The organism is Cellulomonas sp. PSBB021 (assembly GCF_002240455.1).
Lineage (GTDB): Bacteria > Actinomycetota > Actinomycetes > Actinomycetales > Cellulomonadaceae > Cellulomonas > Cellulomonas uda.
This window is the reverse complement of sequence record NZ_CP021430.1, coordinates 1,482,141-1,497,097: the sequence shown is the minus strand read 5'-3', so window position 1 is coordinate 1,497,097 and position 14,957 is coordinate 1,482,141. Positions and strand designations below refer to the sequence as shown.

General features: G+C 71.6%; 14 protein-coding genes and 1 pseudogene. 11 read left to right on the top strand and 4 right to left on the bottom strand.

Annotation, left to right across the window (positions count from 1 at the left end; translation table 11 throughout):
- Window positions 1–17: 17 nt before the first annotated feature.
- The 4 genes and pseudogenes from CBP52_RS06770 to CBP52_RS06755 form a co-directional block, all read right to left on the bottom strand.
- Window positions 18–835, bottom strand: a pseudogene (locus tag CBP52_RS06770) (AAA family ATPase).
- On the bottom strand, window positions 832–2,241 hold the full coding sequence (locus CBP52_RS06765) for a Mu transposase C-terminal domain-containing protein (protein ID WP_013882286.1): 1,410 nt from the start codon (window positions 2,239–2,241) through the stop codon (window positions 832–834). Before CBP52_RS06765 ends, CBP52_RS06770 begins: the two are co-directional and overlap by 4 nt.
- 4 nt (window positions 2,242–2,245) lie before the next feature.
- A complete protein-coding gene (locus CBP52_RS06760; RefSeq protein ID WP_094180331.1) occupies window positions 2,246–2,845 on the bottom strand; it encodes a recombinase family protein in 600 nt (199 codons plus the stop codon).
- Window positions 2,846–3,217: 372 nt separating this feature from the next.
- Window positions 3,218–4,078 (bottom strand): FAD-dependent oxidoreductase, encoded by an 861-nt coding sequence (locus CBP52_RS06755; RefSeq protein WP_094180330.1) that lies wholly within the window; start codon window positions 4,076–4,078, stop codon window positions 3,218–3,220.
- A 23-nt stretch (window positions 4,079–4,101) separates the two neighbouring features.
- On the opposite strand from CBP52_RS06755, the gene CBP52_RS06750 reads away from it, so the two are divergent.
- The 11 genes from CBP52_RS06750 to lnt all read left to right on the top strand — a co-directional run bounded on the left by CBP52_RS06750 (window position 4,102) and on the right by lnt (window position 14,952).
- The gene (locus tag CBP52_RS06750) at window positions 4,102–4,491 is read left to right on the top strand and encodes a metalloregulator ArsR/SmtB family transcription factor (RefSeq protein ID WP_094180329.1); all 390 of its coding nucleotides are present in this window, start codon (window positions 4,102–4,104) and stop codon (window positions 4,489–4,491) included.
- Window positions 4,488–6,455, top strand: a complete 1,968-nt coding sequence (locus CBP52_RS06745; protein WP_094180328.1) for a cation-translocating P-type ATPase — start codon at window positions 4,488–4,490, stop codon at window positions 6,453–6,455. The genes CBP52_RS06750 and CBP52_RS06745 overlap by 4 nt, the downstream gene beginning before the upstream one ends.
- Complete coding sequence (locus CBP52_RS06740; RefSeq protein WP_198303539.1) at window positions 6,452–6,982, top strand: signal peptidase II; 531 nt, start codon at window positions 6,452–6,454, stop codon at window positions 6,980–6,982. The genes CBP52_RS06745 and CBP52_RS06740 overlap by 4 nt, the downstream gene beginning before the upstream one ends.
- Window positions 6,983–7,068: 86 nt before the next feature.
- Entirely contained in the window at window positions 7,069–7,464 is a 396-nt protein-coding gene (locus CBP52_RS06735; protein WP_094180326.1) for a helix-turn-helix transcriptional regulator, read from the top strand.
- A gap of 118 nt (window positions 7,465–7,582) precedes the next feature.
- The gene (locus CBP52_RS06730; RefSeq protein ID WP_094182222.1) at window positions 7,583–8,134 is read left to right on the top strand and encodes a TlpA disulfide reductase family protein; all 552 of its coding nucleotides are present in this window, start codon (window positions 7,583–7,585) and stop codon (window positions 8,132–8,134) included.
- Window positions 8,131–8,877: a cytochrome c biogenesis CcdA family protein gene (locus CBP52_RS06725; protein ID WP_094180325.1), complete on the top strand. Its 747-nt coding sequence runs from the start codon at window positions 8,131–8,133 to the stop codon at window positions 8,875–8,877. Before CBP52_RS06730 ends, CBP52_RS06725 begins: the two co-directional genes overlap by 4 nt.
- Before the next feature lie 30 nt (window positions 8,878–8,907).
- Window positions 8,908–9,546: a DUF3105 domain-containing protein gene (locus CBP52_RS06720; protein ID WP_084074655.1), complete on the top strand. Its 639-nt coding sequence runs from the start codon at window positions 8,908–8,910 to the stop codon at window positions 9,544–9,546.
- Between the two features lie 44 nt (window positions 9,547–9,590).
- Entirely contained in the window at window positions 9,591–10,232 is a 642-nt protein-coding gene (locus CBP52_RS06715; RefSeq protein WP_232514688.1) for a DUF305 domain-containing protein, read from the top strand.
- A gap of 200 nt (window positions 10,233–10,432) precedes the next feature.
- On the top strand, window positions 10,433–11,938 hold the full coding sequence (locus CBP52_RS06710) for a cytochrome c biogenesis protein ResB (protein ID WP_232514687.1): 1,506 nt from the start codon (window positions 10,433–10,435) through the stop codon (window positions 11,936–11,938).
- A 2-nt stretch (window positions 11,939–11,940) separates the two neighbouring features.
- Entirely contained in the window at window positions 11,941–12,927 is a 987-nt protein-coding gene (ccsB, locus tag CBP52_RS06705) for a c-type cytochrome biogenesis protein CcsB (protein ID WP_084074650.1), read from the top strand.
- Between the two features lie 219 nt (window positions 12,928–13,146).
- A complete protein-coding gene (gene lnt / locus CBP52_RS06700; protein WP_094180324.1) occupies window positions 13,147–14,952 on the top strand; it encodes an apolipoprotein N-acyltransferase in 1,806 nt (601 codons plus the stop codon).
- Window positions 14,953–14,957: the final 5 nt, after the last annotated feature.

Genomic DNA, 14,957 nt, shown 5'->3' with positions numbered 1-14,957 from the left:
GCCGATTCCTGGCGGGCTCACTCGACCCCGATGACGAGGGTGCTCGCGGCGGCTTCGACGACGTCGTTGGTGATGGTCTGCAGCTCGTTGATTCTCAGTACGCGTTCGATCTGGGGGAAGAGTCGTTCCAGGAGGCGGAAGTTGCCGCGGGTGATGCGGCTGATCGCGGCGATGGCCTGGGCGTCGGTGAAGTCGTCGGGGTTGAGAGTCTTGCTGAGGGTGCGCCAGTGGCGTTGCAGGACGAAGAGGAGCTCGTCGTTGCTCAGGGGGCGGTACTGGTGGGCGAACCCGACGCGGCTGTAGAACTGGGGGTAGTGGCTGAACTGCTTCTCCAGGCCCGGCATGCCGATGAGGATCAGGGCGATCTGGTCGCGGTCGTAGCGGTCCCGTAGGAGCTCGAGCGCGGTGGGGCTGAGACGTTCGGACTCGTCGACGATGACGAGCTGGACGTAGTTGGTGGTGCGCCGGGCGCCGCCCCGGTCCACAGGGGCGCGGCCCGGGGCTTCAAGGTGCTGCTGGATGCAGATGCTGGTGCGCGTGATGATCCGGTCCAGGTCCTCGCGTAGCAGCCGCGGGGTGGTCAGGACCCCGGGGTGTAGAGGGCGGTGCGGTTCTTGGCCAGGGCGGCGTAGACCTTGGCGTCGTCGTCGCTGCGTGGGCCCCAGGCGGTGACCAACTCGTGGGCTTGGTCCCAGTGGGCGTAGCGGCGGGCGGAGACCGTCTTGCCGACCCCGGCCGGTCCGAAGCACAGCCCGATGGTGCGCCCTCGCCGGACGGAGTCGGCGAACTCGGTGAAGCGGCGGTGCTCCTTGGTCACGATGAAGCGTTCGCTCACCGTAGGTCCTCCTTGTAGACCTTGAGCTTCACCGGGCCCGAGGCTGGGGTCCGTGGCGGCAGTGGCCTGGCACGGGGGTCGGTTGTGTGGGCGCCGACCATGGCGATCCGCTCGTTGATGCCTCGGCGCAGCGCGCGGCGGCGGGCGTTGCGGGCGGCCTGGACTTCCTTGAGGCTGATCTGGCGCCCGTGGTGGTCCTGGTCGACGGCGGCGCACAGGAACTGGTCGTGGTCGAAGACGCGGATCTCGGTGATGTCTCTGGGGTCGTAGCGGATGACCACGGGGCGCCCGACGAAGCCGGCGAGGGTCGGGGAGACGTAGCGCAGGCCCTGGAAGTGGACGCCGTCGCGGCGCACCGTTCTGGATCGGGCCACGCTGAGCAGCAGCCCGTCCAGAGCCTGGAGGCTGTCGGGGGTGCGTGGCAGCCACCCGTCGGCGATCCACGCCGCCCGCGGCGAGATGCCGAGCTCGCTGTGGGTGCGGTCGTTGTAGTCCAGGACGAACGCCCCGACCACGCCGTCCAGGTCGGCCAAGGACAGGGCCGGCGCCGGCCAGCGCCCGGCACCGTGGTGGAGGTGTCCGGGCAGGGTGGTGAGCAACTCGGTGTTGACGGTTCCAAAGAACCGCTCGACCTTGCCCCGCCCCTGTGGTCGGGCGACGGCGGAGTGGATTAGGCGGATGTGCAGGTCGACGGTGGTGCGGGCCAGGTGGTCGCTGGTGAAGTCCGACCCATGGTCGACGTAGAGCACCTCGGGGATCCCGCACATCGGCCACCGTGGGTCGCTCTTGTGCCAGATCGCCTGCCGTAACGCCAAGGCGGTGTTCATCGTGGCCGGCGCGCCGAAGAAGACCATGTACCCGCAGATCGCGCGCGAGCAGTCGTCCATGACGACGGTCAGCCACGGCCGGGCCGGCTTGCCATCCGTGCCGACGAGCACGATGTCCAGCAGGGTGTGGTCGGCCTGCCACATCGCGTTGGGCCGGTCCGCCGCCCGGCGCACCGCGAGCTCGTACTTGTCCCGGTAGGAGCCTGGTCCCTCAAGGGCGAGGGTGACCATGCCGGGGTCCAGGGCGGTGATGATCGAGCGGACGACGCCGTAGGACGGGACCGGCCAGTCGGCGCCGGCGCAGACCTTCACCACCGTCCGGTGGATCGCGGCGATTGGTGGGCGGGGCCGGGTCAGGCCCAGCCCTTCGATCAGCGTGACGAGTTCCGCCGGCAGACGGTGCCCGCCGACGTCCGCCCGCGGTGTCCGGTCCAGGGCGGCCAGGCCGCCTGCGCGGTAGCGGGCGTGCCAGCGTTCCAGCGTGCGCACACCCAGGCCGTGATGCCGGGCCAGCGCGGCGAGCGGGACCTGGTCCTCGACATGCAGCCGCAGGATCTGCCACCGCCCGCCCGCATCCACGTTGCTACACGGCGCTCGTGGCTCGTCGCGGCGAGGCCGGCGCAGCGGGTAGGCGGTTCAGGGCCCGGTAGATCGTGGTGCGGGAAACCCCGAGCACCTCACCGATCTGGGCGACCGTCATGTCCTTCTGCTCATACATCCGCCGGGCCGCCCGGACCTGGTCGCCGGACAGCGCCGAGGGGCGCCCACCGGTGCGGCCCCGTGCGCGGGCGGCCTCCAGGCCGGCGTTGGTCCGCTCCCGGATCAGGTCGCGCTCGAACTCGGCCAGGGCGGCGAAGACGTGGAAGACCAACCGTCCTCCTGGGGAGGTCGTGTCGATCGTCTCCTGCAGGGACCGGAACCCCACGCCGCGGTCGGATAGGACCTGCAGCTGGTCGATCAGGTGCCGGATCGACCGGCCCAGCCGATCCAGGCGCCACACCACCAGGGTGTCCCCTGGACGCAGCTGGTCGAGCAGCTTGTCCAGCTCGGGGCGCTGCTGCAGCGATCCGGAGATCGTGTCGACGAACACCCGGTAGCACCCCGCCCGATTCAGGGCGTCGATCTGCAACGCCGCGTCCTGATCAGCGGTGGACACGCGCGCGTACCCCAGCAGATGCCCCACCGGTCGAGCGTAGCGAAACTCATCCCCACCGGGAAGTTCCGAACCGTAGATTTCGGCACTGAGTTCCGCTACACGATCCGGGTCGATGTCAGACCTCACCGGAATCTCGACTCCGGTGTAGCGGAAACGTTCGTTTCCGGCGATGGCGTGAGACGGTCGGCGGCAGCGCCTGGTTCGGCTCAGCGCGGAACGGCGGGCGGCCCAGAGCGCCCAGCCGCCGCCAGGTGTAGAACCGGGCGTGTGGCTGAGCTCGGCGGCATGGGGCCGAAGCTGGCCACAGCATCCGGGTCGCGAGCGACAGTGCCGGGTTTGGTGCGGTCAGCACATAGCGCGGCCGGAATGACAGCGGCGGCGTCGAGGGCGCTGGACCGGTCAGGCGCAGCAGGACGTCGGCAAATGGTTGCGGAACAGCCCTGCGGCGATCCGCAGGCTCTCGGCCATGGTCAGGTAGGGCGCCCAGGTGTCTGCGAGGTCGTCGACCGTCATGCCGGTTCTGATGGCGTAGGTCGCGGCGAGCATGATCTCGCCGGCACCGTCGGCGAGGGCGTGCACCCCCAGGACCTTGCCTGTTGTGGCGTCGGCGACGATCTTCACGGCCCCTCGGGTGTCGCGGTTGACCAGGGCGCGCGGGACCTCTGAGAGGTTCAGTACTCGGGACCTGCAGTCGTGGCCGCGCTCGAGGGTCTCCTTCTCGCTCAGCCCGGCCGAGGCGAGCTGGGGGTTGGTGAAGACCACGGTGGGCAGGCCGGTGTAGTCGACCCGCGCCCCAGGACCGTCCGGGCCGGTCAGTGCGTTGGTGGCGGCGGCGCGGCCTGCGGCGGCGGCGACGTAGACGTACTGCGGGGCACCGGACACGTCGCCTGCGGCGTAGACGCGCGGGTTGGTCGTGCGCTGGAACTCATCCGTGACGACGAAACCCCGCTCGTCGACGTCGACGCCGGCTGCGGCGAGCCCCAGCCCGTCGGTGCGGGCCGTGCGACCGGTGGCGATCAGCAGCCGTTCTGCGCGGACGGCAGCACCCGAGGTGGCCCGTACGACGACCTCGCCTCCGTCGACCGAGACGGCGACGGCGTGCTCCTCGAGGACACCGATGCCGTCCTCGGCAAAGACCGCACGCAGGCGTTCGGCCAGCTCCGGCTCGGCCCGGGGGGCCACGCGCCCGACCAGGGACACCCTCGCACCGAGACGGGCCAAGAGCTGCGCCTGCTCGAGCCCGACGGGTCGAACCCACACCCGATAGGCGCTAGCATCGACCCATGCCGATGATCACCGCAAGTCCTGATGTAAGTGGCCGGGCCGAGCTCGCGCCCGCAGGGGCGTTGTTCCGAGGCCTGGGCGACCCCACGCGCCTGGCGCTGGTGCGCCGCCTGGCGAGGGGCGAGGCGCGGGTCGTGGACCTGTGCACCGAGCTGGGCCTGAGCCAGTCCACCGTGTCCTCACACCTGGCCTGCCTGCGGGACTGCGGGTTGGTCGACTACCGCGCGCAGGGACGCGCGTCGGTCTACCACCTGACCCGCCCGGAGCTGATGGACCTTCTCGCTGTGGCCGAGGGCCTGCTGGCCGCGACCGGCAACGCTGTGGCCTTGTGCCCCACCTACGCAAACCCCACCACCTCTGACCCGATCACCAAGGAGAGCGCACGATGAGCGACGCCTGCGGCTGCAGCGACGACGAGACCACCCCCGGCGGCGAGGAAGCCGAGGAGCACGAGGCCGAGCGGCTGTGGGAGGTCAGCGAGCTCCGCTTCGCCGCCGTCGCCGGCGTGCTGCTCCTGGCGGGCCTGGTCGCAGGGTCCAGGGATCAGTCCGCCGTTGCGACGGTGCTGAACTGGGTGGCGCTGCTGGTCGGTGCGTGGACGTTCGTCCCCAGCACGATCCGGCGACTGGTCAAGGGCAAGATCGGCGTCGGGACCCTGATGACGATCGCCGCGATCGGCGCGGTGCTGCTCGGTGAGGTCGCCGAGGCGGCCGCGCTGGCGTTCTTGTTCTCCATCAGCGAGGGCCTGGAGGAGTACTCCCTGGCCCGCACCCGCCGCGGCCTGAGGGCGCTGCTGAACCTCGTGCCCGCTACCGCGACGGTGCTGCGCGACGGCGCAGAGACCACGGTAGCTCCCGGTGAGCTGGGCATCGGGGACCTGATGGTGGTCAGGCCCGGGGAGCGGGTCGCCACCGACGGGATCATCCGCACCGGTCGCACCGCCCTGGACGTCTCAGCCATCACCGGTGAGTCGGTGCCCGTGGAGGCCGGACCCGGACAAGACGTCTACGCGGGGTCGATCAACGGATCCGGCGTCCTCGAGGTGGAGGTGACCACCACCGCGCAGGACAACTCCCTGGCGCGGATCGTGCGGATCGTCGAGGCCGAGCAGTCGCGCAAGGGCGAAGCCCAACGCCTGGCGGACCGCATCGCCAAGCCGCTAGTGCCCGGTGTGATGATCGCCGCCGCGCTCATCGCCGTCGTCGGCAGCCTGCTGGGCGACCCGGGCACGTGGATCGAGCGGGCCCTGGTCGTGCTCGTCGCAGCGTCACCGTGCGCCCTGGCGATCTCCGTGCCGGTCTCCGTGGTCGCCGCCGTCGGGGCCGCCTCCAAGCAGGGTGTGCTCATCAAGGGCGGCGCGGCCGTGGAGGCCCTCGGTGCCATCCGCGGGGTCGCCCTGGACAAGACCGGGACGCTGACCCGCAACGCCCCTACCGTCGTGGCCGTCGTCGCCGCGCCCGGCCGCACCCAGGAGCGCGTCCTGCAGGTCGCGGCCGCCCTCGAAGCACGCAGCGAGCACCCCCTGGCACGGGCCATCCTGGCCGCCGTACCCACGGTCAGCCCCGCCACCGACGTCGAGGCAGTCCCCGGTGCGGGCCTCACCGGGACGTTCGAGGGTTGGCCGGTCCGGCTCGGGCGACCCGGATGGGTCCACGCCGGGTCGTTGGCCGGTGAGGTGGAGCGGATGCAGCAGGCCGGCGCGACCGCCGTCCTGATCGAGGAGGACGGCTCACTGCTCGGTGCGATCGCCGTGCGTGACGAGCTGCGGCCCGAGGCCGCGCAGGTCGTGGCCCAGCTGCGCCGCGACGGCTACCACGTCGCCATGCTCACCGGCGACAACACCCTGACCGCGACCGCCCTGGCCCGCGAAGTGGGCATCGACGAGGTCCACGCGGACCTGCGCCCGGAGGACAAGGCCGCACTGGTCGCCCAGCTGCGCACCCAGCGCCGAACCGCGATGGTCGGCGACGGCGTCAACGACGCCCCCGCCCTGGCGACCGCCGACCTCGGCATCGCGATGGGAGCGATGGGCACCGACGTGGCGATCGAGACCGCCGACGTCGCGCTCATGGGTGAGGACCTGCGTCACCTGCCCCAGGCGTTCGCCCACGCCCGCAGGGCCCGGCGCATCCTGCTCCAGAACGTCGGCCTGTCCCTCGCGATCATCATCGTGCTCATGCCCCTGGCCCTCTTCGGTGTCCTCGGCTTGGCCGCCGTGGTCCTCGTGCACGAGGTGGCCGAGGTCGTAGTGATCGCCAACGGCGTCCGCGCCGGCCGGACGCGGCCCCTTCCCCACGACACGATCCCAGACACGACCGCGACGGCCGAGCGTGCAGCGATGGCCGAGCGGTGACCGCCCCGACCACTGACAGGCCGGTCCGGCCGGCGGTCTCACCGGTGAGGCGACGCCTGGCGGCAGGCGTCGGTGTCGTCCTGGTCGCGGCCACCGACCTCGGTGTGAAGGCGTGGGCGGTGAACGGGCTGCAGGATCGGGTGATCAGCCTGGGCGTGGTCGACCTGCGCCTGGCGTACAACCCCGGGGTCGCCTTCTCCGTCGGTGCCGGTGCACCGGCATGGCTGGTGCTGACCGTGACCGCGATCGTCACCGCTGCGGTCGGCGTGGTCGCCTGGCGCACCGCCGCTGCCAGCACCAACGGGCGGCTGGCTGCCTTGGCCCTGGTCCTCGGCGGCGCCACCGCCAACCTCGCCGACCGCGCCGCAGACGGCGTCGTCACCGACTACCTGCACAGCGGGTGGTTCCCGACCTTCAACCTCGCCGACACCGCCATCGTCACCGGCGCCGCCCTGCTGGTGCTGTCCACCCTGCGCCAGCCCGCACCCGCAACACCGAGCGAGAACGGCACGATCGGTGCCCGGTGAGGGAACCCGCGCAGGCCTCGCGTTGAGCACCGCCACGAGTACGATCGGCGGCCGGTGCTCACATCAACGTTTGTTACGATGACCGTATGACGGCTGAGGGGTGCGACCTGCTGTGCCTGGACGTGTCGCGCGCCGAGGCGGTCCGTGCAGCACTGCCGAAGGAGCGCCGCTCCCAGGCGATGGCCGTTACTGCCAAGGCATTGGCCGACCCGGTGCGCCTTCGCACGGCAACGGCCCTGGCCCTCGGGGCCGAGCTGTGCGTCTGCGATCTGGCGTGGGTCGTCGGCGCCGCGCCGAACCTGGTCTCGCACCACCTGCGCGTTCTGCGCCGCGCCGGCCTGGTGACCTCCCGCCGGCACGGCAAGCTGGTCATGTGCCGGCTGACCTCCCAGGGCGCGGCGCTACTGGACGCCCTGGGCGTCGCCGCACCGGGTGAGAGTCTGTGGGCGGAGCCGTCCGAGCTGATCACCGCTCGTGGATGAGCCGACCGCGGCCGGCGGACCTCCGGTCCAGGGATCGCCCGCACGGGCACGGCCGCGCCGGCCACTGACCGGCCCGCGGGTGATCCTCCTGGTCCTGGTCCTCGTCACTGCAGGCGTGGTGGCGGTCCAGCTCACCGGCTTCCTGTCGGCGGGCCAAGACGCGGCGCTCGAGGGGTCCTCGGCGGCGGCGGGCAGCACGACGGTGACGGAGTACGCACCTGAGGACCGGGCTGGACCGGTGGCACTGTCGGGAACCGGGCTGACTGGTGAGGCGATCGACATCGCCGCATGGCGCGGCGGCGTCGTGGTGATCAACGTGTGGGGTTCGTGGTGTGCGCCGTGCCGGGAGGAGGCGCCGATCCTTGCCGCCACGTCGGCTGCATACGCGAACCAGGGAGTGCGGTTCGTCGGGGTCAACGTGCGCGACAATCCGGCCGCGGCGATCGCGTTCGAGGACAGCTACGGGATCACCTACCCGAGCATCGACGACAGGAATGGCAAGGCCCTGCTGAGCCTGGCCGATCACCTCCCCGGAGCCGGGGTCCCGGTGACCCTGCTCCTGGACCGTGACGGGAGGCCGGCGGCGCGCGTCCTCGGCGCGGTGCAGGAGTCGACCCTGACCGCCCTGCTGGACACGGTCCTGGCCGAGCCCGCCACGGGGTCGTCGTGAGCGTGGTCCAAGACCTGGTCGCGACCGGCCCGATGCTGGCCGCCGTGGCCGTCGCAGCCCTGGCGGGGCTGATCTCCTTCGTGTCCCCGTGCGTGCTGCCCGTGGTGCCCGGGTACGTGTCCTACGTCGCTGGCGGCCCCTTGCTCGATGAGGGTGTCGCGACGCGGCGACGTCCGGTGGTGGTGGGTACTGCCTTGTTCATCCTGGGGTTCGCCTCGGTCTTCGTCGCCTACGGCGCCCTCTTCGGCGGTCTTGGCGCGACGCTGCAGTCCTCGCAAGCGGTGCTCACCCGTGTCCTGGGCGTCGTGGTCGTGGTGATGGGTCTGGTCTTCGCCGGCTGGCTGCCCCGGTCCCAGCGCCAGCTGCTGCCGCGGCTGCGTCCCAAGTCGGGCCTGGTCGGCGCCCCGCTGATGGGGGTCACCTTCGGACTGGGCTGGACGCCGTGCCTGGGCCCGACCCTCGCCACGGTGCAGACCTTGGCGTTCACCGAGGCCAGCGCCGGGCGCGGGGCGACGCTGGCCGCGGTCTACGCCGCCGGGCTCGGTCTCCCGTTCATCGCGGTCGGTCTGGGCATGCGGCGGGCACTGACGGCGACCCAGTGGGCACGTCGGCACACCGTGGGGATCAAACGCGCTGGTGCGGTCATGCTCATCACCACCGGTCTGCTGCTGGCCACCGGGGTGTGGGACCACCTGATGCGAGGCCTGCAGTCCACGATCTCGGGCTACACCACCGTCCTGTGAACGACGTCGACGAGCGAAAGGCCTCCACTGATGGCAACCCGTAAGCACGAAGCGGCCGAACGCGCTGCCCGGTTGGCCGAGATCCGCGAGCAGCAGCGGCGCGCCGAACGCCGCCGCACGGCGGTCATCACCGGCACGAGCGTGCTCGTGGCCGGGGTCCTCATCGGAGCGACGGCTGTCGTGCTCGTCGGCGAGCAGCGGCGCGCCGCCGAAGTCACTGAGGCAGCATCGGGCGACATCGAAGGGGTTGCGACCTTCAGTGATCTGTCGGCCAGCCATGTCCAGCAGCCGGTGCGGTACGAGCAGACGCCGCCCGTCGGTGGTGACCACGCGGGCGTGTGGGCCAACTGCGGGACGTACACCGAGCCGATCGCCAACGAGCTCGCGGTGCATTCCCTGGAGCACGGTGCCGTGTGGATCACCTATAGCTCGGACCTGCCGGCCGAGCAGGTGCAGCGGCTCGCCGAGCTGGCTGAGGGCAACGCGTACGTCCTGCTCAGCCCCTTCGATGGCATGCCCGAGGAGCCGGTGGTGGCCAGCGCCTGGGGGACCCAGCTGGCGCTGGAAACCGCGGATGACCCGCGCCTGGAGCAGTTCCTGGTCAAGTACCAGCAGGGTGAGCAGACACCGGAGCCGGGTGCGCCGTGCACGGGCGGGGTGGACGCGTGATGAGCGAGAGCGCTGGCGCACGCAGGCGCCCGACCGTTGCGGTGGTGATCCTGGTGGCCGCCGTGGTGGGCGTCGCCGGCCTGGTCGCCGGTTCGGCCCTCACCAGCGCAGGCGAGCGGGTCTCGCGGCCGGCCGAGGGGTCAGCCGAGGCTGGGTTCGCCCGCGACATGCAGGCGCACCACGCCCAGGCGGTGGAGATGTCCACGATGGTGCGCGACGGCACGGAGGATCCCGAGGTCCGGTCCCTGGCGCTGGACATCCTGCTGACCCAGCAGCAGCAGGCTGGGCAGATGTACGGCTGGCTGGAGCAGTGGGACCTTCCGCAGGCCAGCCTGGCCGCGCCGATGCAGTGGATGAGCGAACCCGGCTCCGGCATGGGGTCCATGGGCGACGGTGCTGACGCGACCGGGGGGCCGGGATCCGATGAGGTGATGCCCGGGATAGCGAGTGATGAGGACCTGGGCAGGCTCGCCGAGGCGGGAGGGCTCGATGCTGAGGTTCTGTACCTGCGGCTCATGGTGGCGCACCACGAAGGCGGCGTGGCCATGGCTCAGGCGGCCCTCGACCTGGTCGGGGACCAGGACGTGCGTCGTCTGGCCCAGGCGATCGTCAGCTCCCAGACCGCCGAGCTCGCGGTACTCAATGACATGCTCGACGCGCGGGAAGCCGGGTCTGCGGGCCGGTGACCGAATCAATCGGCGCCTGGCCCGGTAACGCCGTCGCCGAGGCCACGGCATCCCGGCCAGCCGAGGACACGCTCGAGGACACTGCGCTCAGCCACCGTCTCGAGGAGGCGGCTCGCCCTGGGGTGATGGCGGTGCCACCGCGCCCGACGGGGCAGGGCCTGGTGGCATGGGCCAGGTGGGCGTGGCGGACGCTGACGTCCATGCGGACCGCAGTGCTGCTGTTGCTGGCGCTGGCCCTGGCTGCCGTGCCCGGGTCGTTGCTTCCCCAGCGCGGGGTCGCGTTCGACCCCGGCGCCGTGACCCGCTTCCTGGCTGACAACCCGGTGGTGGGCCCGTGGTTGGACCGGCTTGGGTTCTTTGAGGTGTACTCCTCGCCCTGGTTCGCCGCGATCTATCTGCTGCTCATGGTCTCCATGACTGGATGCGTCCTGCCGCGCGCGGCGCGCCTGTGGCAGTCGGCGCGCGCTGAACCCCCACGGGCACCGACGAACCTCGCGCGCCTGGACGACCACCTTCGTGCGACCGTGGCCGCGGAGCCGGCGCAGATCCTGCAGGCAGCCGCCTCTCATCTGCGGGCCCGGAGGTTTCGCGTCGTCGTCGATGACGATTCCGTGCGGGCGGAGAAGGGGTACTTGCGCGAGGCCGGCAACCTGGTGTTCCACCTGTCACTCCTGGTCCTGCTCTTCGGCGTCGCGATCGGGTCGCTCTTCGGCTTCGAGGGGCGGGTGATCGTCGTGGAGGGTGCTTCCTTCACGAACACGCGGCTGCAGTACGACGAGTTCACCCCGGGGCCTTTGACTGACGCCGCGGGCCTGAGTCCGTTCTCGGTCACGCTGGACGACTTCACTGCCAGGTTCGAGACGGCCGGCCCCCAACGCGGCAGCGCCCGGGACTTCCAGGCCGACCTGACTGTGCTGCGCACCCCCGGCGGCCCTGCGGAGAAGGTCACCGTCGAGGTGAACCACCCGCTGCAGGTGGAGGGCACCAAGATGTTCCTCACCGGCCACGGCTACGCCCCGGTGGTCAGCGTCATCGATGGCCGGGGTCAGACGGTGTTCTCCGGGCCGGTGGTGTTCGTGCCCTTCGACGGCAACCTGTCCTCCGAGGGCGTGATCAAGGTCCCGGACGGGCAGCCGACGCAGCTGGGGTTCGAAGGGTTCTTCCTGCCCACCGCCTCCGTCGACCCCGCGGCCGGCCCTCGATCGCTGTACCCGGACCTGGTCGATCCCCAGCTGCTGCTGACCGCCTACACCGGTGACCTCGGCCTGGGTGACGGCGCACCGCAGTCGGTCTTCCGCCTGGACAAGACCGATCTGAGCCAGGTCATGGTCGGGGACGAGCCGTTCGCGCGCGCTCTGCGACTTGGTGAGTCGATGACGTTGCCCGGCGGGCAGGGCACCTTGACGTTCGAGTCGGTCTCGCTGTTCGCGAACTTTCAGATCGCCCACGACCCCGGCAAGGAGCTCTCCTTGGTCGCCGCGGTCGCCCTCCTGCTGGGCCTGACGGTCTCACTGGCGGTCCGCCGACGCCGGGTCTGGGTCCGTGTCAGCGCAGCGTCCGCAGGCGGCGCCGCGACTGTCGAGGCAGCCAGCTACGCGCTGACCCGCCGTGAGCCGGTCCCTGGCGAGCTTTCGTCGCTGCTCGCCGCCCTGCCAGGCGCTGAACCGGGCGGCGCAGACGCTTCCCCGCACGACCGAGAGGACTGAACGTGCCCATCCCCAACCTCCTGGCCGAGCTGAGCGACCGGCTCATCTACAGCGCCATCGCGGTTTATGCGTTGGCGATGCTCGCCTACGCCTACCAGGCGGCCCGCCGGTCGCACCCGGTGCCTGAGGACGCGCCTCGCCTCGAGCCGGACGCCGCCGGCGCACATGCCGCCGTTCCCGACCCGCAGCCGCCGACCGCTGGGGGCCGGCCCGCGATCCGCGATGCAGCCGCGCGTCGCACGGAGCGGATCGCGGCGGCACTGACCACGCTCGCGTTCGTGTTGCACGTGGCCGGGGTCGTCGCCCGGGGTCTGGCCGTGGGCCGGGCGCCGTGGGGCAACATGTATGAGTTCACGACCGCCGCCACACTGGCCGCCACGGCCGCTTACCTGGTGTTCCTGCGCCGCGGCCAGCCGGTTCGGGACCTGGGTGTGTGGGTCCTTGCTCTGGTCACCTTGTGCCTGGGGTTGGCCGTGACGGTGCTCTACACCCCCGCGGGGGACCTGGTCCCGGCGCTGAACTCGTACTGGTTGGTCATCCATGTCGCGGCGGCGATCATCGCCGGTGGTGTCTTCACCGTCGGGGCAGCTGCTACCGGCCTGTACCTGACGCGCCGACGCGCCGACGCGCGCGATGCCGGCGGGCAGGCGACCCGCGGCTACGCCGGCCGGCTGCCGGCTGGCGCCACCCTGGAGCGCGTCGCCCACACCGCCCACCTGTTCGCCTTCCCGGTGTGGACGTTCGCCGTGCTGGCCGGTGCGATCTGGGCCGAGGACTCCTGGGGCCGGTACTGGGGCTGGGACCCCAAGGAGACCTGGGCCTTCATCACCTGGGTGCTGTACGCCGCCTACCTGCACGCCCAGTCCACCGCCGGGTGGCGGGGCAGGAAGGCCGGGTGGCTCGCCTTGGCCGGATACGCCGCGTTCTGGTTCAACTTCGTCGGCGTCAATCTGTTCATCACGGGCCTGCACTCCTATGCCGGCGTCTGAGGACCGGCCGACGCCGATGTGCGCCCGGCAGGTGCGTGACGACCCATCGGGAGGCGCTGGGTGAGCACGGCTCCGGACCGCCCTTCCTTGTCGGCCGCGCGGCCCGGTCCAGCTGGTGTGGTCGGCGGGGATCCTCGCGTCGACGTCGGGTCGCCCCGGCAGGAGGTCGAGCGCGTGAATGCGCGACGCCGCAACGGTGGCGCCTCATTGCCTGGCCTCATGCTGCCGGGGCTGGTGCTGGTCGGAGCAGGCGTGGGTGGCTGGGCGATGAGTCTCGCGTTTCCTGACCGGGGATGGTGGCCGCTGGCCTACGCTGGCATGGCGTGCCTGCTGCTCGCGATGCGCGGCGCGTCACCGGTCCGCGCCGCAGGCATCGGCCTGGTCTGGGGGCTGGCCTTCTTCTTGCCGCTGGTCCACTGGGCAGTGCAGGCCACCGGATCGGCGCTCCCGTGGGTCGCGCTCAGCGTGTTCCAGGCGCTGTACGTCGCCGGCTTTGGTGCGCTGTGGGCGTACGCGCGCAGGGCCGTCTGGCTCACCGGTCGCCCGCTGGCCCAGGCGGTCACCGCAGCCGTGCTGTGGGTCGCCATCGAGCAGGTCCGCGGCTCCTGGCCCTTCGGGGGCTTCCCGTGGGGCTTCCTGGCGTTCTCCCAGACCGAGGCGCCCCTGCTGCGTCTCGCGCCCTACGGAGGGGAGGTCCTGGTCTCCGCGTTCGTCGCCGTGACGGGGGCGCTGATCGCGCTGGCGCTGCAGTACCTGCGCCGCACCGCGGTTATCCCCGCGGCTCGGGCGCTGCTCGCCGCGGTGCTCCTGGCGGGTGTCCCGGGCCTGCTTCCCCTGACCGCGGGCCCGGAGAACGGCTCACTGCTGGTCGGCGCCGTCCAGGGCAATGTCCCGCAGCAGGGCGCCGACTGGGCCGAGCAGGCCCGCGACGTCACGGCCAACCACGCCGAAGGCACCGAGCGGCTCGCGGCGACCGCCGGAGGGCGCCAGCTGGACCTGGTGGTGTGGCCGGAGAGTGCCGCCGACATTGACCCCCGCACCGACCTGGCGCAGGCTTCGGCCGTGGAGCGCGCCGCCGCAGCGGTTGGCGCCCCCCTGCTGCTGGGGACCCAGCGGTTTCCCGACGGGCAGGACATCCGCTACAACGAGATCATCACCTGGACCGCCGGTGCGGGGAGTGGCGACGCCTACGCCAAGCAGCACCCGGTGCCCTTCGGGGAGTACGTCCCCTTCCGCGCGTTCTTCCGCCAGCTCACTCCGCTCGTCGACCGGGTCACCACGGACATGGCAGCCGGCGGCGACCCCGCCGTCATGGACGTGTGGATCGACGCGCTTGGACGTGACGTGCGCCTGGCCACCGGGATCTGCTTCGAGGTCGCCTACGCAGACCTCATCCGCGAAGGGGTCCTCGACGGGGCAGAGCTGATCGTCATCCCGACCAACAACGCCTCGTTCGGGCGCACTCCGGAGTCGACCCAGCAGCTGGCGATGTCCCGCTTCCGGGCGGTGGAGCACGGCAGGTCGACCGTCCAGGTCTCCACCGTCGGCGTCAGCGCGATGATCATGCCGGACGGGGCGGTCGTGGCGCGGACCGGTCTGTTCACCGATGAGGAGCTCATCGCCTCGCTGCCGCTGCGCAGCACGCTCACCCCGGCGGCGCGACTGGGCACCACGCCGCAGACCGCCGTCTACGTCCTGGCGGCGGCCGCTGTCGTCAGCGGTGCGCTGGTAGGCAGTCGGCGACCCGGCCGTGACCGCAGCCGCCGCCCCTTCCCGCGGCGGCTCCGCGCGGCGGAGGCCCAGGCCCCGAGGCTGCGGGTGCGGGCCCAGCGGGTGCGAGCCCTGCGGGTGCCGGGCCGGGTGTGGGTCACCCGCGTGTGGCCCTCGTGGCTGGAGTGGCGCCTGATCGTCGGGTTCCTCGTGCTGATGGCCGTCGCGGCCTACACCGGGATACGGCTCGGCCAGGACATCGTCGAGAAGACCACCACCGCGGTGTCGACAACGTCCGATGCTGCGGTCCCGTGAGGCTC

Coding starts and splice junctions, on each gene's coding strand:
- CBP52_RS06750 (WP_094180329.1), top strand. CDS start 4,102: ATGCCGATGATCACCGCAAGTCCTGATGTAAGTGGCCGGGCCGAGCTC.
- CBP52_RS06735 (WP_094180326.1), top strand. CDS start 7,069: ATGACGGCTGAGGGGTGCGACCTGCTGTGCCTGGACGTGTCGCGCGCC.
- CBP52_RS06745 (WP_094180328.1), top strand. CDS start 4,488: ATGAGCGACGCCTGCGGCTGCAGCGACGACGAGACCACCCCCGGCGGC.
- lnt (WP_094180324.1), top strand. CDS start 13,147: ATGCTGCCGGGGCTGGTGCTGGTCGGAGCAGGCGTGGGTGGCTGGGCG.
- CBP52_RS06710 (WP_232514687.1), top strand. CDS start 10,433: ATGCGGACCGCAGTGCTGCTGTTGCTGGCGCTGGCCCTGGCTGCCGTG.
- CBP52_RS06720 (WP_084074655.1), top strand. CDS start 8,908: ATGGCAACCCGTAAGCACGAAGCGGCCGAACGCGCTGCCCGGTTGGCC.